Annotated in this window: 19 protein-coding genes; 6 read left to right on the forward strand and 13 right to left on the reverse strand. The window is 34.6% G+C overall.

Features of this window, described 5'->3' with window-relative positions; genetic code table 11:
• Positions 1–837, reverse strand: coding sequence for a deoxyribonuclease IV (locus tag EPK97_RS12565; protein WP_162036968.1), 837 nt, complete (start codon positions 835–837; stop codon positions 1–3).
• A gap of 144 nt (positions 838–981) precedes the next feature.
• Positions 982–1,329 carry a hypothetical protein gene (locus tag EPK97_RS12570; RefSeq protein WP_162036969.1) on the reverse strand — a complete coding sequence of 116 codons (348 nt, stop codon included), beginning with the start codon at positions 1,327–1,329 and terminating at the stop codon, positions 982–984.
• Between the two features lie 213 nt (positions 1,330–1,542).
• Between EPK97_RS12570 and EPK97_RS12575 the strand changes: the two genes are divergently transcribed.
• The 3 genes from EPK97_RS12575 (at position 1,543) to EPK97_RS12585 (ending at position 6,455) form a co-directional block, all read left to right on the forward strand.
• Complete coding sequence (locus EPK97_RS12575; protein WP_162036970.1) at positions 1,543–3,630, forward strand: right-handed parallel beta-helix repeat-containing protein; 2,088 nt, start codon at positions 1,543–1,545, stop codon at positions 3,628–3,630.
• 61 nt (positions 3,631–3,691) lie between these two features.
• Positions 3,692–5,833: a pectinesterase family protein gene (locus EPK97_RS12580; protein WP_162036971.1), complete on the forward strand. Its 2,142-nt coding sequence runs from the start codon at positions 3,692–3,694 to the stop codon at positions 5,831–5,833.
• Between the two features lie 52 nt (positions 5,834–5,885).
• Entirely contained in the window at positions 5,886–6,455 is a 570-nt protein-coding gene (locus EPK97_RS12585; protein ID WP_162036972.1) for a thymidine kinase, read from the forward strand.
• Positions 6,456–6,537: 82 nt separating this feature from the next.
• Here the strand turns inward: EPK97_RS12585 and EPK97_RS12590 are convergent, their stop codons facing one another.
• Entirely contained in the window at positions 6,538–7,842 is a 1,305-nt protein-coding gene (locus EPK97_RS12590; RefSeq protein ID WP_162036973.1) for a ribonuclease H-like domain-containing protein, read from the reverse strand.
• A gap of 70 nt (positions 7,843–7,912) precedes the next feature.
• Positions 7,913–10,213: a DEAD/DEAH box helicase gene (locus EPK97_RS12595; protein ID WP_162036974.1), complete on the reverse strand. Its 2,301-nt coding sequence runs from the start codon at positions 10,211–10,213 to the stop codon at positions 7,913–7,915.
• Between the two features lie 153 nt (positions 10,214–10,366).
• Between EPK97_RS12595 and EPK97_RS12600 the strand changes: the two genes are divergently transcribed.
• Positions 10,367–10,597: a hypothetical protein gene (locus EPK97_RS12600; protein ID WP_162036975.1), complete on the forward strand. Its 231-nt coding sequence runs from the start codon at positions 10,367–10,369 to the stop codon at positions 10,595–10,597.
• Between the two features lie 20 nt (positions 10,598–10,617).
• Here EPK97_RS12600 and EPK97_RS12605 read toward each other — a convergent pair whose 3' ends face one another.
• From EPK97_RS12605 to EPK97_RS12645, 9 genes are all read right to left on the reverse strand, one after another.
• Positions 10,618–11,640 carry a LacI family DNA-binding transcriptional regulator gene (locus tag EPK97_RS12605; protein ID WP_162036976.1) on the reverse strand — a complete coding sequence of 341 codons (1,023 nt, stop codon included), beginning with the start codon at positions 11,638–11,640 and terminating at the stop codon, positions 10,618–10,620.
• 190 nt (positions 11,641–11,830) lie between these two features.
• On the reverse strand, positions 11,831–13,294 hold the full coding sequence (locus tag EPK97_RS12610; RefSeq protein ID WP_162036977.1) for a CoA-acylating methylmalonate-semialdehyde dehydrogenase: 1,464 nt from the start codon (positions 13,292–13,294) through the stop codon (positions 11,831–11,833).
• Between the two features lie 3 nt (positions 13,295–13,297).
• Positions 13,298–14,293 carry a 5-dehydro-2-deoxygluconokinase gene (gene iolC / locus EPK97_RS12615; protein WP_162036978.1) on the reverse strand — a complete coding sequence of 332 codons (996 nt, stop codon included), beginning with the start codon at positions 14,291–14,293 and terminating at the stop codon, positions 13,298–13,300.
• A 1-nt stretch (position 14,294) separates the two neighbouring features.
• Positions 14,295–15,125 carry a 5-deoxy-glucuronate isomerase gene (gene iolB, locus EPK97_RS12620; protein ID WP_162036979.1) on the reverse strand — a complete coding sequence of 277 codons (831 nt, stop codon included), beginning with the start codon at positions 15,123–15,125 and terminating at the stop codon, positions 14,295–14,297.
• 31 nt (positions 15,126–15,156) lie between these two features.
• Positions 15,157–16,077, reverse strand: a complete 921-nt coding sequence (gene iolE, locus EPK97_RS12625) for a myo-inosose-2 dehydratase (protein ID WP_162036980.1) — start codon at positions 16,075–16,077, stop codon at positions 15,157–15,159.
• A gap of 18 nt (positions 16,078–16,095) precedes the next feature.
• Positions 16,096–17,961, reverse strand: a complete 1,866-nt coding sequence (gene iolD, locus EPK97_RS12630; protein ID WP_162036981.1) for a 3D-(3,5/4)-trihydroxycyclohexane-1,2-dione acylhydrolase (decyclizing) — start codon at positions 17,959–17,961, stop codon at positions 16,096–16,098.
• Positions 17,962–17,982: 21 nt separating this feature from the next.
• The gene (gene iolG / locus EPK97_RS12635) at positions 17,983–19,014 is read right to left on the reverse strand and encodes an inositol 2-dehydrogenase (protein WP_338075705.1); all 1,032 of its coding nucleotides are present in this window, start codon (positions 19,012–19,014) and stop codon (positions 17,983–17,985) included.
• Between the two features lie 471 nt (positions 19,015–19,485).
• A complete protein-coding gene (locus EPK97_RS12640; protein ID WP_162036983.1) occupies positions 19,486–20,220 on the reverse strand; it encodes a hypothetical protein in 735 nt (244 codons plus the stop codon).
• Positions 20,221–20,361: 141 nt separating this feature from the next.
• Positions 20,362–21,342, reverse strand: coding sequence for an endonuclease/exonuclease/phosphatase family protein (locus EPK97_RS12645; RefSeq protein WP_240903801.1), 981 nt, complete (start codon positions 21,340–21,342; stop codon positions 20,362–20,364).
• Positions 21,343–21,722: 380 nt separating this feature from the next.
• On the opposite strand from EPK97_RS12645, the gene EPK97_RS12650 reads away from it, so the two are divergent.
• On the forward strand, positions 21,723–22,763 hold the full coding sequence (locus tag EPK97_RS12650; protein WP_162036984.1) for a LacI family DNA-binding transcriptional regulator: 1,041 nt from the start codon (positions 21,723–21,725) through the stop codon (positions 22,761–22,763).
• 260 nt (positions 22,764–23,023) lie between these two features.
• A complete protein-coding gene (locus EPK97_RS12655) occupies positions 23,024–24,052 on the forward strand; it encodes an ABC transporter substrate-binding protein (protein ID WP_162036985.1) in 1,029 nt (342 codons plus the stop codon).
• The last annotated feature ends 115 nt before the right edge of the window (positions 24,053–24,167 follow it).

Genomic DNA, 24,167 nt, shown 5'->3' on the forward strand with positions numbered 1-24,167 from the left:
CTAACTCCCTTTATGAATTAATCTATTTATAATTTCCAACTCTTGTTGATAAGAAAAATATTCAGAAGTTGGTGTTTCTAATATAATCGGAATCGCTTTCAACCAATCTGACTTTAAAAACAATTCAAATCTTTCTTCTCCTATAGTACCATACCCAATATTCTCATGACGGTCACGGTAAGATCCACTGGGATATTTGGAGTCATTTAGATGTACTGCCTTCACATGTGAAAAAAACCCAAGTTCTTCACCATGACGGCAAAATTCATTCCAATTCGTTTCATTCCATAACCCGCTTGCATAAGCATGACAGGTGTCAAAACAAAAACCAATTTTTTCTGAAAAGTGCGCTAGATTGCGAATCTGTAGCATTTCCTCAAAAGTCATTCCCATTTTGGTACCCATACCTGCTTGATTTTCTAATAAAATTAATGTTTTTCCATGCCATTGAGAAAGTACTTCATTTAAACATTGTAATATATTTTTATATCCTTGTAACGTGTTTTTTTCACTATATTTACCAAAATGAACAACTAATCCCAATGATCCACAAGCATTTGCGATCTCTAGGTCATTTAAAATTGATGTCACCATCGGATTTCTTAGGTTCTCATCCACAGCTAAATTTGTTGGATATGGTGTATGTGCAATCGATACCAGTTTTTTTTCTTTACACCATTTATCGCAAGCTTGAGCATCTAATTCATTTAACTTTTTTATTTTTAAGCTTCGTGGGTTTTTTGGGAAATACTGGAAGGCGCTTACTCCAAGTTGTGTTGCAGTCTTAGCCGCATTTAGAAATCCGTGTCGAATACTGACATGGCATCCAAGATACATTTATTAATCACCCTTCACTCTCCTCCATAATGAAAGAAAGGTTCACTTTATTTTAACGTGAAATTGAGTAAAATCAAGCGGTGTCTATTCACATTGTTGTCTATTCTATGACAAGTTAATCAAAAACTCTTGTATCTATGACGATTACTTCTTTTTTTCTAGAAATGAGTTCATTAAGTTATTCATTTTTTTGTGCAAAGCATCTAACTTGTTATCCTCTCCTTCCAGATTTGATAATATGTCGTTCATTTTTTTCATCTGTTTTTCAAGCACAACTCGATTCTGATCAATTTTACCATTGATCTGGTCATTGCCTTGAAACTGTTTTACTTGATTTAATCGTTGATTCATTACTTCTTGTAAACTTTTAAAATAGTCTTCTTGTAATTTAATCTGACTACTTCCTCCATTACTTCCTTGGATACGTGATATTTGTTGTTCTAACATTTTTTTAGCTTGATTGATTTGATTTTTTAAAAAAAGATTATCCATTCTGTTCACTCTCCTATCAGTTGATTACTTCAATTTATGCATCTAATTTCTTTCTTGTCTGATTCAAATGCCTATTTCAATAGCCTATCTTTTTTATAATCTGATCTGTGAAAAATTACGTAATTTATAAAATTAAGTACATCTGTCTAGTCCCTTTGTTCTTGTGGTTCATATAATAAATTAATATCCACTATTAGAAAGGACAGAAGCAATATGACCGTACGAAAAGTCCCAACTACTGAATTTCCTACAATTAATGATGCACTCGCAGTATCTGATCCATACGACACTATCAGAGTTAAGGAAGGTAATTTTCCTGAAACTCTTACCATTAATGTAGAAGGCCTTCGCCTCATCGGAGCAGGCAAAGGAAAAACGATCATTGTTGGGAAAACCTTAGGTGTTACTGATGGCATTACATTAAATGATAATTTAATCACCATCGAAGATTTAACAGTACAAAACTTCAATGGAGCAGGAATTTTTGTGAATTTTCAGGATAACATTATCCAAAAGGTACAAGTCATAAACAATGTAAATGGAATTGATCTAAACAATGGTAGAAGAAATATGGTATTCGAATGTGATATTAAAGGAAATACGGGAAATGGAATTGTTTCAAGAAGAGGCAACAATTATATTATGCATAGTAAAATGATAGGAAATAAATCTAATGGTCTATTAATAGAGGACAATGTTAGTAAGAATTTAATATTATGTTGTTTATCTAAACAAAACACACAAAATGGATTTCAGATAGAGGGAAATGAATGTTATATCTTCTCTTGTGCCGCTAAAAAAAACAAAAGTAACGGTTTTAGTGACACTAATACATCAAACGAAAATTTATACCTATTTAACAAATCATTCGAAAACAAGAAAAATGGATTTGTAGTAGGTAATGAAGCAACATTATTTGAAAATGTCAGTAAAAACAATGTTTTAAATGGCATTTTAGCGATAGATGGTGAAACAAGAATCTTAAAAAATCAAGTAATGAATAATAAAGGCAATGGAATTCAGGTGGAAAATGATGAGAATGTGATTGATCAAAATATCGCAAAAAACAACGAATTTGCAGGAATCAACATTGCAGGAAATGAGACTGCCGTTCGTTCTAATTGTCTAAGAGGCAATAATCCGGATATCTTTGTAGAAGCAATGATACTGGGTTGTACCTTTGCAGACAACGATTGTGAAACAAGTATACCGCTAGAGCTTTGTGAAAAAAATGATGCAGTAAATGTACCAGGAGATTTTGATACTATAAACGAAGCAATAAATGATGCAAATACGTTATCTGGTTTTCAAATCAACATTGGAGAAGGAATTTTTAACGAGCAAGTTATTGTTAATAGTAAAGAACGTCTCAGAATAATAGGGTCTGACGTGTGTAGTACCATCATTGACGGTACAAATATGGGAGGAGATGGCATTACAATTAAAAGTCGCCTCAACTCATTAGAAAATCTAACAGTGCAAAAATTTGAATCCAGCGGAGTAAGTATAGATGAAAAGCTTAATACTGTAAAAAAAGTTCAATCAAAAAATAACATGGAAGATGGATTTATCATCACTGATAATCAAAATCTTTTCATTCAGTGTGATTCTAAAATGAACAGGAGAAATGGATTTAATGGTGATGATGTTAATTACTTTCTCCAATGTAAAACAATTGAAAATCAAGGTCATGGTTTCATAGTTGTCGATTGTAATATATTTTTGTTTAACGAGGCAAAAAATAATCGTTCAAATGGTTTTTCATTCAATGATGAACATATTTGCATTGGAAATTGTGCTTTAAATAATAGCAGCAACGGATTTATCTCACGATTTGATGATAATTTATGGTTTCAGAATAAAGCGATCGAAAATTCATTAAATGGTATTGAAGTAAATGAGATTACTCATATCATTTGGGGCAATGTTTGCAACAGAAATGGTAATAATGGTATTAAATTAACTGACCAAAGTAATCGAGTTAAAAAGAATGTATGTCAAATGAATAAAGGCAATGGAATACAAGTGATTGAAACTTTTGTCTCAGAAGTCCAAGCCATCATAGATCATAATTGCATAGAAAACAATCTAAAAGCTGGCATTATCATAGAAGATCCTACTATTGATTTCTTTGGAATCCGTTCTAACTGTTTATCCGGAAATAATCCAGACATCCAGAATAATTCACTGGAAGAAGATAATATCGCCATCGATGAAAACAAATGTAATTCTAGCATTCCGGCTGGGCTTTGTGAAAGGCCAACTGGTCGAAAAAATCCTTTCAAATCAAAAACATTATAATCATCCATACCCTAAATCCTCATGATTCATATTCCTGTATTAAATTAAAAATTAGGAAGGAATGAAAACAGATATGGCAGTACGTAAAGTCCCATCTGCAGAATTTCCTACAATTAATGCTGCACTGACTACTTCTAATCCATTTGATACCATCAGAGTAGCTGAAGGTATATTTCCTGAAACCCTTATCATTGATAAGGAAGGCATTCGAATCATCGGTGCAGGTAAAGGAAAAACAATCATTGACGGTGATTCACTAGGTCCAGCAACATCTGGAATTACAATAGAAGCAAGCTTAGTCACCATCGAAAACTTAACAGTTCAGAACTTTAAAACCTCTGGCATTTTTGTTGAAAGTGAATCTAATATTCTTCATAAAGTTCAAGTTTTAAACAATAAAATGCATGGAATTGAAGTAGTCGCTGATAAAAATATACTGGTGAAATGTGAGACCAATGGAAATGAGCAAAACGGGATTCTTTTAACACAAAGAATTAAGAATAATATTATTATCCTTTGTAAAATGATCTGTAACAAAAGAAATGGGATTTTGTTAGAAAGAATACCGTTTGTTATTCTAGAAAACAATCTAATATACTGTTGTTTTGCCCAAAAGAACTCAATGGATGGATTTAATGTGTCTGGACGGATAAATTATATCATCTCCAGTGTTGCTATAAATAATGATGGTAACGGATTCGGTGGAAATGGTGATGGTAATATATTTCTATCCAATAAATCAATAAATAACAAGAAAAATGGATTTATGAACGGTATTTTCACAACCCTTATTCATAATTTGAGCAAAAACAATGGCTTAAATGGGATATATATCCCAGATTCTTTAGGAAAAATGATTAACAATAAGATCATAAATAATAAACAAAATGGAGTATTAATATTAGAATTTGAATATATAATTGATCGAAATGTAATAAAAAACAATCAACTTGCTGGAATAGAGATACAACAAGGAGGAAATGCAGCTATTCGGAGTAATTGTTTGATGAACAATAATCCAGATTTATTAGAAAGTTTCGTGGGTCTTCCCAATGCTTATGCAGATAACAAATGTACTACGAGTATGCCACCAGGGTTATGTGATCGAAATGACGTTGTAAATGTACCAGGTGACTTTGACACAATCAATGATGCTATTCATGATGCCGATACGCTTTCAGGGTTTACGATCAACATTGAAGAGGGAATATTTCATGAACAAGTTAATATTCCGCTAAATAAAAACCGCCTTAGAATCATAGGAGCAGATCAGTGTAAAACAATCATTGATGGTACTAATATCGAAGGTGATGGAATTACGATTGAAAGTGATACCAATTCAATAGAAAACTTAACGGTTCAAAATTTTAAATCCAATGGAGTGTTTATTAATGGAATAAACGCTTTTTTTAATACTATTAAGGGAGTGAAGAGTATAAAGAATGCTTTAGATGGATTTCTTTTCTCGACCAAAAATTTAGATTTTAGTTTTATATACTTATGTCAGGCAAAGATGAATAAAAGAAATGGATATAACGGAGCAGATAGTGATGTAAATTACTTCATTAAAAATCATGCGAATAAAAATAATGTTGATGGTTTTCATCTTAATAATCAAAACCTGTTATTATTAAACGAAACGAAAGAGAATGGCAATCATGGTTTTGAGTTTTTTGATGACAATAAGTGTGTCGGGAATTGTGCATTAAAAAATAACGGTAACGGCTTTTTTATAGATGATGTCGAAAACTTATTGTTTAATAATAGAGCCATTGAAAATAAAAAGAATGGATTACAAAATGACTCTGGAAGCTCCGATAACATCATTTGGGGCAATGTATGTAACAAAAATGATGGTGATGGAATTTTAGTAAAAGATGAAGATAATGGAGTCATAAAGAATATTTGTCAAATGAATAAAGGAAATGGAATTCAAATTAATGAAGATACAGATGTAGATAACATCATAGACAATAACTGTGTAGAAAACAATGTGAAAGCTGGAATTATCATTGAACAAGCAAATGCTGACAACTTTGGAATCCGTTCTAACTGTTTATCTGGCAACAATCCAGATATCCAGAATAATTCACTGGAAGAAGATAATATCGCTATCGATGAAAACAAATGTAATTCTAGTATTCCAGAAGGACTATGTGAAGGGTCGTGTACTAACAAAAACTCCTCAAAATGGGTTCCCTAATAGTTCTCTTTGGTATATGATATTGTAGGATGAACTTGAGAGGAGAAATCAAATGGCACAGCTTTTTTTCAGATACGGTTCTATGAATAGTGGAAAATCAATTGATATATTAAAAGTAGCACATAATTACGAGGAACACGGTAAAGAAGTATTAATCTTCACTTCGGGTATAGATGACCGAGATGAAGTCGGTTACATTTCTTCAAGAATTGGATTTAAAAGAAAAGCCATTCCTATATACAATGATACGAATTTAATAGATATTGTAAAAGAACATTCAAACATCGCATGTATTCTAGTAGATGAAGTACAGTTTCTAAAAAAAGATCAAGTATTGCAATTTGCTAAAATCGTGGATGACTTTCATATTCCTGTTATCGGATATGGACTCAAAAATGATTTCCGTAATGAATTATTTGAAGGCAGTCAATACATGTTACTTTATGCTGATAAAATCGAAGAAATTAAAACGATCTGTTCCTTTTGCAGTCGTAAAGCAACGATGGTACTACGATTCGAAGATGGTAAACCTGTTTATGCAGGAGAACAGATCCAAATAGGCGGGAATGAATCATACCATTCTGTATGCCGAAAATGTTATGAGGGTAAAAAAACAGAATAATGTAATAAAGCTACCTCTCTCTCAAATCTAAAATGTAACGTTGTGGAAAATATTAATTTTACGCTCCTCTTATTGAGGAGTGTTATACATTCATCTCAACTTGACATAATTTTAAACTATTTTTGACGGCTTCTTTCTTTTTAGACTTTATTTTGTTTTCCAACCTAGTTTTCCGTTTTTGAATTTCCTGCAGCACTTCAGTATATTTTTGATCCCTTTTTGATAGAGAGACTTTATTATACACTCTTTTCTCCGCTTCTTTTGTGTAGTAAATCGCCTGTCTATAATCCTTTTTACGATGTTCATAGTATTTTGCCAATTCTATATACGGTTCTGTATTTACCATACGTGGCTGTCCCTGCAATTCAATAAATCTCTTCCATAAAAAAACAGACGTTTCAATTTTCTTTTTTTTCTTAAAGATCATAGCTAAGGGAACAAAATAATTCGGATCTTCCTCTGTGGCTCTAGAAGTGAGCAATTCATAAACATGCTGAAACTGTTCTCTTAATTCCATTTTGTTGAACCAAAGACACAAGCGATATAACTCATCCAATTCTAAACTATTATATAAATCCGTATTCTCAAATAAAGTTGTAAAATAAATACTCAGAACAGCTAAGGTCACAATATCTACTTCATTATGACGAAACACATCCGCTACAATGTTAGGATCTTTTTCCGCTAAATATTTAAAATACAACGTAGGTGCCATTGAACCTGGCACATCATCCACACGATGAATTCCTAACCTTTGGTGTTCCACATGACTTAACTTACAGGAGGTTAACGTGTTTCTCCACAAACTTCTAGCTAGATATAATAAATCCAGATGTTCCAAATGTTCTCCTTCATAAGCCAATCGATGAAGTATGAATCTATTTTTGAGTAAAGGTAAGTCAAACGTTTTACCATTATAAGTAACTAGATGAGTAAAGTGTTGGAACTTCTCATTCATAAAAGCCAGCATCGCTAATTCTTCACTCGGATTGCGAATAAATAATTGCTCTACGATAAATACGTCTTCCGTATAGAAACCAATCCCTAACATAAACGGTACGTTCCCAGCACCAATCCCCAAACCAGTTGTTTCCGTATCAAAAAATAACATTTTATCGTGTTTAATATTTGATTCTACTGATTGCAAATTGGATAACACATCAGCACTACCTACCAATTCAGATAATGGATAGAAACCAACCTTTTGATGCAATGGAATCTTTATTTTCCTTTTCACAAAAGAACCGTATGCATTCGTTTCAGTAACTGCTCCTAACCCGTCCCATTCATCCACCCCTTTCGAATGAGAAGGGGGTTCTATCTCTTTAGCACTTGCTGAAGTTTGAGTTTTTTTCAATCTATTTAACCTGCTTTTTAGTTGGCTCAACCTTATCCCTCCACAACTCATTTAGATTTCATTGGAACATACTTCACTATTAGATAAAAATACTTAGCTGTTATTGTAATTTAGCATCCTTTTCCTCAATCAAAACACTCAATAGCTCAAGAGCTAACTCTTTCCCAGTTAACCCAACCTCTTCGATTGGTCCTACACAAGCAGGACATCCGCTTAAACAAGTACAACCTTGAATTAATTCTTTTGCTTGTCGTAACAGTGCATGATGCACTTCATATAAATGTTCACTTAACCCTACTCCTCCAGGGTAGCGATCATAAAAGAAGATCGTTGGTAATTTGGTATGAATGGCTTTGACTTGTGGCACCACACGAATATCCATCGGATCACACATTAAATATAGCGGTGCAATATGAACTAATACGTTTGAAAGACCGAGTAAAGCATATTGTAGATCATTTTTGCTTCGATTTTCTAAGATATTCTCAGCAAATGAAAACCAATACGAGCTGGTGTGCAATTCTTCTTCTGGTAAATGAATCGGACCAGACCCAATGTTTTCATGTGTTTTATATTTGATTTTTTTGAAAAACGTTGCTTTAGCGTTAACGGTTACTTCCCCATATTGAAGATCATGTGTTTTGGTTTCACTCTGTTTATCTACTTGAAGTACTTTCAATTGAACGGCTAGGTTTGCATCAGTAAAATAGTCTACATCCACTTTCCTTACAAACGCTTTTTTCTCCTCAAAATCCAACTTTTCTACTTGGAACTGTATACCTTCATGAATGTAAATTGCCTCTTCGTGAATTAAAGTTGGTGCACTGAAACGATCGACTTCGCCAATGACCCGGCTTCCTTCTGTCATATCTATAATAATAAAGTTTTCTTGTGCAGCAGAACGCAAAGAAATATTATGGGCGGGGAACGATTGTTCCATCCAATACCAACGATCTTGCACTTGATGCAGTACCTTTTCTTCAGTTAAAAATTCCAATACTTCAAGTAATGTCTCTCCTCCAAATGTTTCTCCTTTTTCAAACGGTAATTCATAAGCAGCACATTTAATATGATCAATTAAAATTAATAAATTATCTGCTTCAATCCTTGCTTCCTCTGGTGTTGCTTCAAAGAAGAATTTCGGATTCTGAATAATATATTGGTCTAAAGGATTACTGCTTGCAACCATAAAAGTGAGTGAGCTTTCCTGTCTCCTACCTGCTCTGCCTGATTGCTGCCATGTACTTGCAATGCTACCTGGATATCCGTTCATCACACAGGCTTGCAACTGGCCAATATCAATCCCTAATTCCAGCGCATTCGTAGAAACGACACCACGAATTTCCCCATTTCTTAATCCTCGTTCAATTTCTCTTCTTTGTTTTGGTAAATATCCTCCACGATAGCCACGAATAGATTTTGTACCAAATTCATTTTTGGTTTGCTCTTGTAAATAAGTTAATAAAATTTCAACACGCACTCTACTTCTAGCAAACACAATCGTTTGAATACCATTTTCCAATAATAAACTTGCTAGTTTTTGAGATTCTAACACACTGCTTCTACGTATACCTAATTGTTGATTCACAACAGGGGGATTATAAAATACAACATGTTTTTCACCCGCGGGTGCCCCATTTTTATCAATTAAGGATACTTTTTGTTCTAGTAATCGTTCTGCATGTTCCTTCGGATTCGCAATAGTTGCTGAAGTACAAATAAATTGAGGGTTTGAGCCATAAAACTGACAAATTCGTTTTAATCGTCTTAATACGTTGGCAACATGACTACCAAATACCCCTCGATACGTATGTAATTCATCGATAACAATGAATTGTAGGTTCTCAAACAACTTTACCCATTTCGTATGATGTGGAAGAATAGCGGAATGTAACATATCTGGATTTGTCACTACGATATGTCCTGCATTACGTATCGCTTGCCTTGCCGTTGGTGCCGTATCTCCATCGTAGGTGTAAGCCTTTATGTCCATTTCTAATAAATTGACAATTTCATTCACTTCTGCCACTTGATCCTGGGCTAATGCTTTTGTAGGAAACATATATAAGGCTCTGGCACTGTCATCCTCCAACAAACGTTGTAATACAGGCAAGTTATAACATAACGTTTTCCCAGAAGCCGTAGGGGTCACTGTTACGACATGATTTCCCTTATGTATTTCTTGAAAAGACTCCGCTTGGTGTGTATACAAACTTGAAATGCCTCGGTCCAAAAAAACCTGCTTCAAGTTTTCATGTATTTGTTCAGGGAATTCTGCGTAATGTGCTTCTTTAGCTGGAATCGTATGCCAATGCGTAATTTGTGGTTTGAACTGGGACATGTTTTTAATTTCTGTGATCAGCTCATGAAGGGAATTAAATTTACCGGTTATTTTGTTCATTCATATTAAACTCCTTGTTTTCATCCGTATCTCTCTTTGTCACTTGCCACTACACATATTATATCTTCCATTTTACAGAATATATGTTCTAGGAGCAACGTTAATTTATTCAAGTCCAGTTAACAATAAGGATGTATAACTCAATTTCTCAATATGAAGAAAGGACAAAATGTAGAAATAGAACATCTTGGTCCACCCTTTGCAAATCTTATTTTAGGTACTGTGCTAGATGTTGGAGAAGGGATTGTTTTGATTAATCAAGGGATGGTAGATAATGACGTGGCTATATCCTCTTGTGCAATAACAAGAGTGGTTCCGAATGTTTATAAGTTGAACATAACAAAAGCAGAGATACATTATTTTCTTTTCTGTAACTCTGCTTAATTTTATTTTTTCTAAAAATTCTATCCTTTAACTAATTCCTTCTTATTCTCTCCTGTAGTCTTTCTAATTTCCAAATTAGGCATCAATACAACACGTTGTTTAGTAGTTTTTTCCTCTTTAATCTCCTTTACTAACAACTCTACAACTTGTTTACCCATATCTTGAATAGGTTGTGCGATCGTAGTTAAAGGAGGGGCACTTATTGAAGCTAAGATTGTATTATCGAATCCAACAATGGATAAGTCTTTTGGTATTTGAATCCCTTTTTCACGAGCCGCTTGAATAGCTCCCATTGCAAGTAAATCATTACATGCGAAAATAGCAGTAGCGGGATTGTTTTCAGATAGGATTTTAGATGCCACTTCTCTTCCGCCCTCAATCGTAAAATCACTTACGTGTAATTGACGTTCATCATATGTTAATCCATGATCCTCTAACGCTTGACAGTAACCTCGAATACGCTCTTTACTGCTCATCACTGTTAAATCTTCAGCAATAATAGAAATTTTTTGATGCCCCAATTTAATTAAGTGTGAAGTAGCTTCGTAGCCTCCCATATAATCATCTACTAATACAGTATCTACTGGAAGTGAAGGCATATCCCTTGCAATTAATGCAATCGGTACTTTTTTCTTTAATAGATTTTGCAAAATCGTCGTATTTTGAGTTCCTGTAGCCAGTATGATTCCATCCACTCTTTTTTGCTCTAATAATGAAATATATTTGGATTCTTTGTCTATGTTATTATCCGTGCTGCACATCATCACACTAAAACCTAATTCATTCCCCATATCTTCTACACTTCGAGCGATTTCAGCAAAAAAAGGGTTTGCGATATCTGGAATGAGGAGACCAATCGTATGTGTTCTCTTTCCCGTTAATGCCGAAGCAACAATACTTGGGTGATAATCAAGATCCTTCATGACCTTCATGACCTTTTGCTTGGTTTTATCCCCGATCCTACCTGTATTATTAATCACTTTTGATACAGTTGCTATCGATACACCAGCTTCACGTGCAATGTCGTAAATCGTAGGTTTCATGATATAAAAACTCCTTCTAGCTTATTTCGTTCACCTTTTTCAATCATTATACTCCAAATATAGAAAAAAAACTTATTTCGTATAGTGTAACTATGAATTCCATATATAACATGAAGAACAAGAACCGCCAGAGGCGGTTCTTCAGTTATTGTTTATATCGAAAAATCCTTACTAAAAGATATACATTTGATTACGTCCAACGAGCTGTCATCATTTTTCTTCTCGTATAAAATTCTACACCATCTGTACCATTGGCATGTAAATCACCATAAAAAGAGTTTTTCCAACCTGAAAATGGGAAGAATGCCATTGGAGCAGGAACTCCTAAGTTAATTCCTAACATACCAGATTCTATGTTCTCTCTAAAATAACGGACACTGCTTCCATCTTGAGTAAATAAACAGGCACCATTACCAAAATCAGATTTATTGGAAATTTCCACTGCTTCCTCTAAATTTTCCACTCGAACGATGGATAATACCGGAGCAAAAATTTCATCCTTCCAAATCTTCATTTCAGATGTTACATTATCAAAGATTGTGGGTCCAATATAATATCCTTTTTCGCTCACAAATTCATCCTTACGACCGTCACGTATTAATTCTGCACCTTCTTTAACTCCAATTTCGATATAATTTGCTGTTCTCTCTTTATGTTCAGCTCGAATAACAGGACCTAAAAAGACGTCTTCATCTAATCCGTTCCCCATTTTAATGTCATCTGCTTTTTCTTTTATTTTTTCTATTAATGTGTCTGCAACATCATCCACTGCAACAACAACAGAACATGCCATACACCTTTCACCTGCTGAACCATAAGCAGCTGTAACGATTTGATCAACAGCTTCATCTATTTTAGCATCAGGCATGACAATACTATGGTTTTTCGCACCTGCTAACGCTTGAACACGTTTTCCATTCGCTGCCCCAGTTTTATAAATATATTCTGCAACAGGTTGAGAACCAACAAATGATATAGCAGGTACATCTGGGTGTTCTAATAAACCATTTACTACATCATGTGCGCCATGAACGATATTGAATACGCCATCTGGTAAACCAGCTTCTGTGAAAAGCTCTGCTAAACGATTTGCCAGTAAAGGCGTTCTTTCAGACGGTTTTAATACAAATGTATTTCCACAAGCAATCGCTAAAGGGAACATCCAACAAGGTACCATCATAGGGAAGTTAAATGGTGTAATTCCACCTACAACACCTACTGGATAACGATACATTCCTGATTCTAAGTTTGTTGCAATATCAGGTAATTGTTTACCCATCATTAATGAAGGAGCACCTGCCGCAAATTCTACACATTCAATTCCACGCTGTACTTCTCCGTAAGCTTCTTTAAAGCTTTTACCGTTCTCTAGTGTTATTAACTTAGCAAGTTCATCCCAATGGTCTACTAGTAATTGCTGATATTTAAACAATATACGTGCTCTTCTCGGTACAGCCGTTTTGCTCCATGTTTTAAAAGCTTCTTTTGCTACTTTAACAGCTTTAGCTACATCTTCTTTAGTAGAAAGTGGTACTTCTGCGATATGTTCCTCTGTTGCTGGATTTGGCACTACGATCGTATTTGTAGCAGTAGAATTTACCCATTGTCCACCAATGAAGTTACTTAATGTTTCAACTTGTGTTTTCTTGGTCATGATTTATTCCCCTCCATGTTTTTCTATTACACTACTAATCTGCTGATAAGTCGGCATTGCATCCGAACAACTATGGCTTGATATAACAATGGATGCAGCTGCACTCCCAAACTCCATGGCTTTATCAACTTCCCAACCATTCATTAATCCATAAATAAACCCTGCTGCATAAGAGTCCCCTGCTCCAAATGTCTTAACTATTTTTGCCGGGAATATAGATCCTGTATATGATTTTCCGTCCTTAGCATATGCAATGGATCCATCAGCTCCATGTTTAATAACTACAATTTTGGCATTATAATCAAACCATTTTTTAGCGGTAACCCAATCATCACTTTTTTCATAGTTTTCCATTTTCTCCATCATATCAAATTCTTCACGAGTTCCAATGATGACATCACATTTCTCAGCTGCTAAATTATAATAAGTCGCTGTCTCTTGTACGGATTCCCAAGTATAAGGTCTATAATCAATATCGAAAAATACTACAACACCATGTTTTTTAGCATATTGTAAAGCGAGGAATACTGCTTCTCTTGACGGGCTTTTTGCAAGCGCAGTACCAGAGATTAAAATGGCTTTGGATTGTTTGATATAATCTTCTGATACATCATTTGGCTCTAATTTTAAATCTGCTACATTATCACGATACATAAGAATGCTGCAATCGGTTGGACTTTTGATTTCTGTAAAAGCTAATCCTGTAACAGTACCAGATTTGTCTGTGATCACATTGGATGTATCAATGTTGTTATTTTTCAAATATTGCTCAATGAATCGACCCATTTGGTCATCTGCTATTCGTCCGATAAAACCAGAATTCATGTCTAATCTGGACATCCCAATCGTTATATTCGCTGGAGAACCGCCTACATATTTCGTAAATGTCATTGTTTCTTCCATCGGTCTATGAATTTCATTTGCATTTAAGTCGACACATAATCTACCTACACCTATAAAGTCTAGTTTTTTATTTTGATCAAAGTTTAATAGATTCATATCATTTCACCTGACTTCCATATGCTTTCATTCTACTCATTAGCCATTCATGGTTTGGATCATTTTTAAATGCCCAAGTACGAACAGGACCTGCCATCACATTGAGGTAATAAACCTCATAACCTGGAGGAGCCGATACAGGATGATATCCTTTAGGTACAAGTACTGCGTCCCCATTTTTCACAGTTAATGTTTCATCTAACGAAAGATCATCCGTATAAACACGCTGAATGGCAAAACCATGTTCAGGATTCACTCTATGATAATAGGTTTCTTCTAAATAAGACTCCTCAGGAAGATTATTCTGATCATGTTTGTGAGGTGGATAACTAGACCAGTGACCTTCTGGAGTAAATACTTCTACAACTAACAAACTATCTGCTTCAGCTTGTTCTGGCAATATATTATGAATGCTGCGTTCCATGTTACCAGAACCTCTTAACTCCACACCAACGTCCTCTGGAGAAATTAATCGGGCTGGAAACGATCCTTTTCCAGGGGCAGCACAAACAGCTAGTTGAAGATCAGTTAGTGCTAACACCTCATAAAAATCACCTGATGGAATATAAACCGAATACGGTGGTATTTTTTCAAATATATCCATTCGCTTTCCGATATTCTCCCATTTCTCTAACTTTGAATTTACAGAAGCTCTACCACTTAGCAAAACGATACAAGTCTCTTTATCTCCGGTTACTTTTTTAAGTGATTGCCCTTCATTTAAGGAGAAAACTTCAAACCCCACATATTCCCAACCTGCTGACTCAGGAGTAATAGAAATCACTTGTCCTTTATCATCTGGTTGTTTAGTTGGTACTATGAATTCTGACATTTTATCGTTCCTTTCTATATAGTTTCTTCGATCAAACATTCAATTTATGATCTAAATCAATAAATAAATTTTGAATATACTCCATTGACTTTTGTGCGTGCATCACTGGATTTTTCACGGCTGGATCTTGTTCTGCTTCAAGAATAGCCCAACCTGTGTAATTATGTTTTAATAAATACTCGAAGATAGGACGAAAATCTATGACACCGTCACCAGGAACAGTAAACACATTTTTTGCTATTGAGTTTTTAAAACTAATTTTCTTTTCTCTTACTTCGTCCAAAACATCTTTTCTGATATCTTTAAAATGAAGATGTTTAACACGGTCATAATGTTTATTAAGTACCTTATAAGGATCTGCACCACCATAATAGGCATGCCCACTATCAAAGGTTAAGGAAACTAGTTCTGGATTTGTGGTTTCCATTAATCTATCAATTTCTTCTGGTTTTTCAACATTTGTTCCCATATGATGGTGATAAACTAATGTCATCCCGTTATCTTTGCAAATTTGACCTGCCTTTTCCAGCCCTTCTACCATGTTGCCCCACTCTACATCCGTCAATGGCTTCACTTCAGTTACATTTGCTTCTCTTCTTGGATCGCCAATTGTTGAACCTCCAAGCTCACATGTCACAACGACTTTACAACCCATGGCTTTTAAAAAAAGTACGTGCTCTTTGTATGCTTCCAGTTCACTCTCATGTTTTGATTTATCTGCAAACAATACACCCTTCCACTGGGTAACAAGCTGCATTCCTTTTTCGGATAATACGGTTTTCAATTCTCTAACTTCACTAGGAAATTTACTGTGCATTTCTGTGCCTACAAATCCTAGTGATTTCATTTCACTTAAAATCGTTTCACTTGTGTAGTGTTCTCCTAGTTCTTTCACATCTTCGTTTGACCAGTTTATTGGCGAAATCCCTAGATTAAAAGGGTAGATACTCATTGATGATCTCCTCCGTCATTAATATTGCTTAGTTAACTTGATGTCTTGCTCCATTTGTTTGTGAGCTTGTTGTACTTTTTCACTCTCAGATACTTCTGCTACACCTACACGCCACCATGATTCATATCCATCTGTATTTGTACCTGGAAGAACTTTAATATCTATTAAAGTTGATACGGTATCTTGTTTAGATTGTTCAAGGGCATCTTTTAATTCATTTAAAGTATGAACCTTGTAAGTTTTTACTCCTAACGCACCGGCATAAGCTGCAAAATCTATCGGAACATAATCAGCTGTTAATCGATTTGTTTCTTTGGAGCGATAGCGGAATTCATTGCCGAATCCATCACTACCTTGTCCTCTTTGCAAGTTTTGGATACATTGAAATCCGTGATTATCCAATAAAATAACATTAATTTTCTGACCTTCTTGTATACTTGTCAAAAGCTCGGAATGTAACATTAAAAAACTTCCATCTCCGCACATTGCGTATACTTCTTGATTTGGTTCGGCCATTTTCACGCCCAGGGCACCTGAAACTTCATATCCCATACAAGAGAAACCATATTCCAAATGGTAGGTTTTAGGCTGAGTTGTTCGCCATACACGATGTAAATCTCCTGGTAAACTTCCAGCTGCGCCTACGATCACATCTTTTTCATCAATGAATTGATTGATTTCACCTAATACTCTTGTTTGTGTTAAACCTTGATCACTTTCTAAAGCAAATAATCGGTCTACCTCTGTATCCCATTCCTTATTCAAGCTGGATAAATGACTTCGATCATATTCTGTTTGATATCCTTCTTGACTTAACACTTGTTTTAGTGATGTTAATGCCTCTTTCGCATCTGCTACAATGCTTAATCCATTCATTTTTAGAGCGTCAAATGAACTAACATTGATGCTAATGATTTCTACTTGTGGGTTTTGAAAAGCTTGTTTTGATGATGTAGGGAAATCAGCTAATCTAGTGCCTACGGCAATCACTAAATCCGTTTCTTTGGCTAATCGATTTGCCGCTAATGACCCTGTCACACCAACAGCCCCCATGTTTAAAGGGTGTTTCCAAGACATTACGCTTTTACCAGCTTGTGTGTCTGATACAGGAATTTGAAAGGCTTCAGCAAACTCTTTCAACGTTTCGGTTGCAAGTGAATAATGTACTCCACCACCTGCAATGATCAATGGTTTCTTTTTAGATTTGATAAGTTGGACAGCTCTTTGGCACGCACTATGAGGTAAAGGTTTTCTATCCATATAAAAAACTCGTTTTTCAAAAAATTCTATCGGGTAGTCATACGCCTCGCTCTGAACATCTTGTGGGAGGCATAACGTAACTGCTCCAGTATCCACTGGATCTGTTAATACTCGCATCGCATTCAAAGCAGCCGTCATTAGTTGCTCTGGTCTAGAAATACGATCCCAATATTTGCTCACTGGTTTAAATGCATCGTTCGCTGAGACATTATATTCTGTAGGGTCTTCAATTTGTTGTAAAACAGGATCAGGTTGTCTACATGCAAAAATATCACCAGGAAGAAAAAGCACAGGAATTCGGTTTACTGTAGCTGTTCCTGCTGCAGTGACCATATTTAAGGCGCCAGGACCTATAGAAGATGTGCAAGCAAAGGTTTCCAGTCTATTTTTTTGTTTTGCATATGCCATCGCAGCATGTGCCATCCCCTGTTCATTTTTCCCTTGAATATAGGTTAAACTTCCTTTATCTTGTTCTAAGGCTTCCCCAATCCCTGTTACATTTCCATGTCCGAAGATGCCCATAACACCTTTAAAAAATTTTATTTCTTTGCCATCTAATTCAACGTATTGTTGATCTAAAAACTTCAGTAGTGCCTGTGACATTGTTAAACGAATGGTTTCCATAGAGACCTCCTTAATGAAAAATTATGGTTTTATGATTTCACTTTTAAATTGTTCAATTTTAACTGGCTTTCCTTGCTGTAAGGATTCCTTTGCTGCTTTCGCAATTAATTCCGCCTGATATCCATCAATTCCAGTGCATACTAGTGGTGAATCTTGAAGTAAGGATTGTATAAATTCTTTTGACTCTACAACATATGCATCCTTATATCTTTCTAAAAAGAAATATTGAGGTTTATCTCTATACACACCTTGAATCGTACTAATTTCAACTGTTGTTGGATGATCATTTTGAATCGCTACCGAACCTTTGGAACCAAATACCTCTACTCTTTGATCATATCCATAGACTGCCTTACGACTGTTATCAATCACACCAATGGCACCGTTTTCAAATTTCAGAGTAATAATGGCAGTATCCACATCTCCATATTGCTTAAACATTGGATCTACTAAACTAGCACCTTGAACATAAACCTCTTCTACTTCACTACCAGTCACATAACGTGCCATATCAAAATCGTGAATGGCCATATCCATAAATAAACCTCCAGATGCTTTAATATACTCAGCAGGGGGTGGTTCAGGATCACGTGAAGTGATTTTTACGATATGGGGATCGCCGATCATACCATTTTTCACAGTATCGTGTACCTTTTTAAAGTTATGGTCAAAACGTCGATTAAATCCAACCTGTAATTTCACACCATATTGTTCGACAACTTTTAATGCTTCAAATGTTTCTTCGGCTGAAAAGCTAATCGGTTTCTCGCAAAAAATATGTTTCTTGGCTTCAGCTGCTTCTTTAATCATTTGTGCATGTGTATTTGTTGGAGAGCATATGTATACTGCATCGATTTCTGGATCATTTATAATTTCTTTATAATCCTTTGTCGTTTTTTTAATTCCTAATTTAACCGCCCAATCTATGACGTTATCTACGTAAATATCAGAGATCGCTTTCAATTCAACCTTATCTAATAAAACTAAATTCTCTGCATGTAACTTTCCTATTCTTCCAGCACCAATAATACCTATCTTTAAAGTCTGTTTCACTGTGACTTTCACCATCCTATCTAGTAATCAACAAACATATAACACTTACCATCATCTATTAAGCGATTAACTATAATCCAAACGGAACTTTTTGATTCATAACTCTGAAGGAATTATTTTGGCCACATAAGTTAAGCGCTTACTCATATTTCATTTTATATTTTTTTAGTTCATATATCAAGGGGAGATTTGAAAAATATTTACCAGCTGGTTCGTTCAATCCATTATCAACTTCTCATTTATTTTCAATTTGAACTTCTCGATTAAGCGGCAATTATTTAGTTATTTAATATTGTATTCGACATTGCAGAACCTCACTACTAAATTAATAGTGAGGTTCTTGTGGGAAATGTTTGTTGGATTACAAAATTTAAGAATGGATTTATTGTGTCAGTTTTATAAACTTGAATTGGATGCATGCTAAAAAAAATGATTACAAGGAAAGATAAATAATCATAAATCTTTATTGTACTATTCTATTTTTGTAAATGACTTCATCATTGTATTGATATCCTCATGATATAAGTCTAAAATTCGATTGGTGTAATCTACCATGGTTTCATTATTTTCTTTAGGATTCTCCTTCTCATACTCTGGTCTTAGCTGTAACCAAATATAATTATTTGTATAATGATCCACATCATATTCAAAAAACAATTCATCAACATCTTCTAAACCTAATCCATCTACAAGTTCATCTGTTATTTTCTTAGCAGTATCAATGCTCATCATTTCTTCTTTAGTACCTTCAATATATGAATATAATCCTTCACTCATATCAATGTTATTGAGATTAGCCATAATTAAAGTTACTTCATACCGTAAAGCATTCGAAATTGCATCTTCGAGAATTTCCTCTGGTTTTATATCCTCTGTTTTTCCTGACATTACTTTATTAATCGCTATTCTTTCAATCCACTTATTTATATATTCTTCAGAAATATTTACTTCATACTCATCATTACTAAAACTTGCATTATATTCTTTCCCATTTAATTGTTTTAAAATATCATTTTTCAGTTGTACAGCCAATTTTAAGTCATCAGAGTTAACGGAACCACTCAATTCTATTTCATTACGATTTGATGGCAACTCATTTGGGACTTTTCCTTCCCTTGTAAAAAAACCACTAGATATTAGCAAAATACAAGTGACAGCTACTATGATCATAATAATAATATAATGACTTTTTTTTAATACTTTCATTAAAAGACCACCCCACCTCATACCATTTCATTACACAAATACTATCTATGCCTAAGTTGAATTAGATTTAAAACAAGAACCTTTCATTTCACAAATTTGATTAATTCTCTTTATTCTAAACTTTACCATCCAAAAACCTATTTATACAACCTCCTCATTTATGATGATTTGAATACATTCACTAAAAACTCCCGCATGATCAGAAGGCCAAAGTCCGGAAAGTGTTCTATCTTCTTGTTTATCACCAACAGTATTAGAAAGCTTTATATTAAAATTACCTTTGAATAATATTAAATCAATCCTCTCATTCAAAGTGGAAATAGGATTTAATAAATCTCTAGCTTGGAATGCTGTAAACCCAGATCCCACCCCTGATATATTCCAAACATCAGTAAATCCAGAGTTAATCAGTAAATCATAAGTTGGTTTTAGAGCTCCCTCTGCATTTGAATTAAAATCACCAATGAATAATATGGGAAGTGTAGTATTAGCGGGGCCACTTAATAATCCCTTTGCTTGAGCTACTTGTACATCCACTGAATTCCCCTCTAAGTGTGTATTCAACAATCTGAATTTCTGTCCTTGAAAACAAATATCTACAGAAGACCACCCCCTAAGAACAGTAAACGGGACGTCTCCCACAGGAACCACTAAATTATTAGAAAAGGCCTCCTCTTGTATATTACAAAAACATAAACCTGCATTTCTTTTTGCTAGAATAACATCCCTATCTAATATACCAATCAAATCCCCTGTACTACTTGGTAATTCGCTACTAAAATTATGATTGATCGCCACCACACCGTAATCTAAACCCATTCTTTTTAATTCTTCTAATAAAATGGTTAAAAAATTGGTTTCATTCTTCGTTGTTAGACTTCTAACTGTCCATAAGGCTACTTCTTGTAGCCCTATCAAATGAGGTTCTATATCTTTAATTTGTTGTGAGATAGACTTTGCCCTTTCTCGAAAATTAGTTTGTTCAAATTGATTAAAAATTTCTGTTGTTACTTGTGGGACTTCTTCGGGTGTTGTACCGATAAGTGGTTCAAGATCAGCTCCAAAATATATATTCCAAGTCATTATAGTAAATTTTTTTTGTTTATTTTTTTTGTTTTTCATATTAAACATCTCCTCTACTATTATTTAAGTATCGATATATATTATGTAGCTTGGATATGAATTGCTTGGACGTATTCACTAAAAATCGATGAGATATGGAAAAAACAAATCCAGAAATGATAAACTTCATTTTAAATATAAATAAATGTGATCAAAATGTTACAAAAAGTATTGACTGAATATTTTTAATAAGTTAATATTACCTATAATAGATATCGGAAACGTTACCGAGAACGTTTCCATAAATTTATTCTAACCTTGTATTTTTTTTTATTAGGTTCGCATATTGATTTGAAAGCGTTGTCATTATTTTTGAATTTTCGGGAACGTTACCGGAATTAAACCTGCATGTAAATTTTTTTTCGGAGGTGAATTAATCATTGGTTACCATCAAAGACATTGCAAAGCAACTAGGTATCTCTGTATCTACAGTGTCACGCGCTCTAAATGATCATTCAGATATTAAAAAAGAAACGAAAGTAAAAGTTTTAGAAACTATGAAAAAACTAAATTACCGTCCAAATAGTATAGCTAGGAGTTTAATTCATCAACGTACATATACCATAGGATTAATGATTCCAGATATTACTGACCCTTTCTTCTCAACAATTGCTGTAGGAGCGCAAGAACTATTATCAGAACAAGGATATCAAGTCATTATTGGAAATACCTTACGAGATAGTGACAAAGAAAAACGTTTCATAGAAAGTGCATTGGAGCGTAAGATGGACGGGTTGATCATTACACCTGATCATGTGGATGAGGAACTTGTTGATATGTTATCTAATATAAACGTTCCTGTTGTTTTTTTAAGAAGAAGGCCTACCGAAGAATTAAAGGTACCTTTTGTTGACGTAGATCATTACAAAGGGGCATGTCAAGCCGTCGAACATTTAATTTCTCTAGGTCACAAGCAGATAGGTTATATAGGAATTCCTGTAGAATCACAAATCGCGATTGATAGATTTCAAGGTTACAAAGATACATTAGAAAAACACAATATCCCATACATCTCTGATTACATACAGCTTACAGGTGGAAGAACGATACAATCTGGTCGAATAGCAATGGATCAATTGTGTACAAAAATACCAGAAATGACCGCATTATTTGCTTATAATGATTTATTGGCAATCGGTGCTCTAGAGTCACTTGCTCATCATAACTTCCGTGTTCCAGATGACATTTCGATTATGGGATTTGATAATTTAGAAATATCAAGTTTATATTGGATTCAATTGTCAACCATGTCTCAACCACGTAATCAAATGGGACGTCATGCTGCAGAAACTTTACTAAAAATGATGAATCATTCTGATGCAGATGTAATCCCAGAGTCTATTTTACTAGATTCAGTTCTGATTAATAGAAATACATGTAAAGAAATTGACGAGCCTATAAAGGCGAAGACAGAAGAGTAGTTGCCAGTTCAAAGATAATCTGGTGTTGAATTAGTCACAAGGAAGTGACAGTACTTAATCGGTCTTCACGGTAACTTTATACAGTATTACATTATTAGGTTAAGCGCATACCTTATCTTCAAGACTCTCTTACACATCACTTTGTTTTAGAGAGATAACTTATCACAAGATATTATGTTGAGGAGGTGACAAACCAGTCAGATCATTAAATATTTATCCGTAGTCTATAATTTTTTACTAATTTTTGGAGGGGTTCATTCATGAAAAAAATGATTTTGGTTGTTTTTTCTGTATTGTTATTAATCAGCATTGTAGCAGCAGGTTGTAGTTCAAGTTCTAATTCCGTCGCCATCTATACTGCTTTTCCAGAACAGGAAGTTGTCATGTATATTGAACAGTTTGAAGAAGAAACGGGTATTGAAGTTAAGTTTGTACGTTTATCTGCAGGTGAGACTTTAGCACGTATTAAAGCAGAAAAATCAAATCCACAAGCAAGTGTTTGGTTTGGAGGTCCATCAGATACTTTTGTTGCAGCAGCAAATGATGATTTGTTAGAAGCTTACCAACCTGAGGGAGTGTCTGAAATCCCAGAGCAATTCAGAGATGCTAAAAAAGTATGGACACCGATATATGTTGGAGCATTAGGTTTTGCAAGTAATACCGAATGGTTAGAAAAAGAAGGAATTGAACCCCCACAAAGCTGGGCAGATTTATTAAAACCAGAATACCAAGGGAATGTTACAATGGCTCATCCTGCATCCTCTGGAACTGCATACTCTGTTTATGCCACACTAGTACAGTTGAAAGGTGAACAAGAGGCATTGGATTACTTCTTACAACTTGATGGAAATATTAGACAATATACAAAATCTGGATCAGCTCCAGCAAAACAAGCTGGATTTGGTGAAACAGGTGTAGGTCTTTCCTTCGCTCATGATATTTTAAAACCGAAACATGAAGGTTACCCTATCACGTTATCCTTCCCAAGTGACGGAACTGGTTATGAAGTTGGTGCTGTTGCATTAATTAAAGGTGCTCCAAGTGAGCAAACTGAAAATGCTCAAAAATTTATTGATTGGGCAATTAGTAAACAAGCACAGGATTTATACGCAGAATCAGGGTCTTTCCGTTTACCTGTAAATCCAGAGGCAAAAGTACCTGAAGGTGCAGTTAAACTTTCTGATTTAAGTGTTATTGATTATGATGCGGTATGGGCTGGAGAAAACAGAGATGATTTACTAGATAAATTTGAGTCTTATGTTGTTGGTAAAGAAGCTGTAGTGGAATAAGTTATTTTATTTATGGAGACGAGGCGGCTTCATGCTGCCTCTTAAATTTTCAGACTTTCTTGAAAAGTCTCATAGAAAGGAACCTTTCGGGTTGTTAATACGGGATAGAGTTTTA

Source organism: Chengkuizengella sediminis (genome assembly GCF_010078385.1).
GTDB lineage: Bacteria > Bacillota > Bacilli > Paenibacillales > KCTC-33759 > Chengkuizengella > Chengkuizengella sediminis.

What these genes read in the sequence shown, in the direction of transcription:
- EPK97_RS12565 (WP_162036968.1), bottom strand. Translation starts at nt 837, where the DNA reads ATGTATCTTGGATGCCATGTCAGTATTCGACACGGATTTCTAAATGCG.
- EPK97_RS12570 (WP_162036969.1), bottom strand. Translation starts at nt 1,329, where the DNA reads ATGGATAATCTTTTTTTAAAAAATCAAATCAATCAAGCTAAAAAAATG.
- EPK97_RS12575 (WP_162036970.1), top strand. Translation starts at nt 1,543, where the DNA reads ATGACCGTACGAAAAGTCCCAACTACTGAATTTCCTACAATTAATGAT.
- EPK97_RS12580 (WP_162036971.1), top strand. Translation starts at nt 3,692, where the DNA reads ATGAAAACAGATATGGCAGTACGTAAAGTCCCATCTGCAGAATTTCCT.
- EPK97_RS12585 (WP_162036972.1), top strand. Translation starts at nt 5,886, where the DNA reads ATGGCACAGCTTTTTTTCAGATACGGTTCTATGAATAGTGGAAAATCA.
- EPK97_RS12595 (WP_162036974.1), bottom strand. Translation starts at nt 10,213, where the DNA reads ATGAACAAAATAACCGGTAAATTTAATTCCCTTCATGAGCTGATCACA.
- EPK97_RS12600 (WP_162036975.1), top strand. Translation starts at nt 10,367, where the DNA reads ATGAAGAAAGGACAAAATGTAGAAATAGAACATCTTGGTCCACCCTTT.
- EPK97_RS12605 (WP_162036976.1), bottom strand. Translation starts at nt 11,640, where the DNA reads ATGAAACCTACGATTTACGACATTGCACGTGAAGCTGGTGTATCGATA.
- EPK97_RS12610 (WP_162036977.1), bottom strand. Translation starts at nt 13,294, where the DNA reads ATGACCAAGAAAACACAAGTTGAAACATTAAGTAACTTCATTGGTGGA.
- iolC (WP_162036978.1), bottom strand. Translation starts at nt 14,293, where the DNA reads ATGAATCTATTAAACTTTGATCAAAATAAAAAACTAGACTTTATAGGT.
- iolB (WP_162036979.1), bottom strand. Translation starts at nt 15,125, where the DNA reads ATGTCAGAATTCATAGTACCAACTAAACAACCAGATGATAAAGGACAA.
- iolE (WP_162036980.1), bottom strand. Translation starts at nt 16,077, where the DNA reads ATGAGTATCTACCCTTTTAATCTAGGGATTTCGCCAATAAACTGGTCA.
- iolD (WP_162036981.1), bottom strand. Translation starts at nt 17,961, where the DNA reads ATGGAAACCATTCGTTTAACAATGTCACAGGCACTACTGAAGTTTTTA.
- EPK97_RS12640 (WP_162036983.1), bottom strand. Translation starts at nt 20,220, where the DNA reads ATGAAAGTATTAAAAAAAAGTCATTATATTATTATTATGATCATAGTA.
- EPK97_RS12645 (WP_240903801.1), bottom strand. Translation starts at nt 21,342, where the DNA reads ATGAAAAACAAAAAAAATAAACAAAAAAAATTTACTATAATGACTTGG.
- EPK97_RS12655 (WP_162036985.1), top strand. Translation starts at nt 23,024, where the DNA reads ATGAAAAAAATGATTTTGGTTGTTTTTTCTGTATTGTTATTAATCAGC.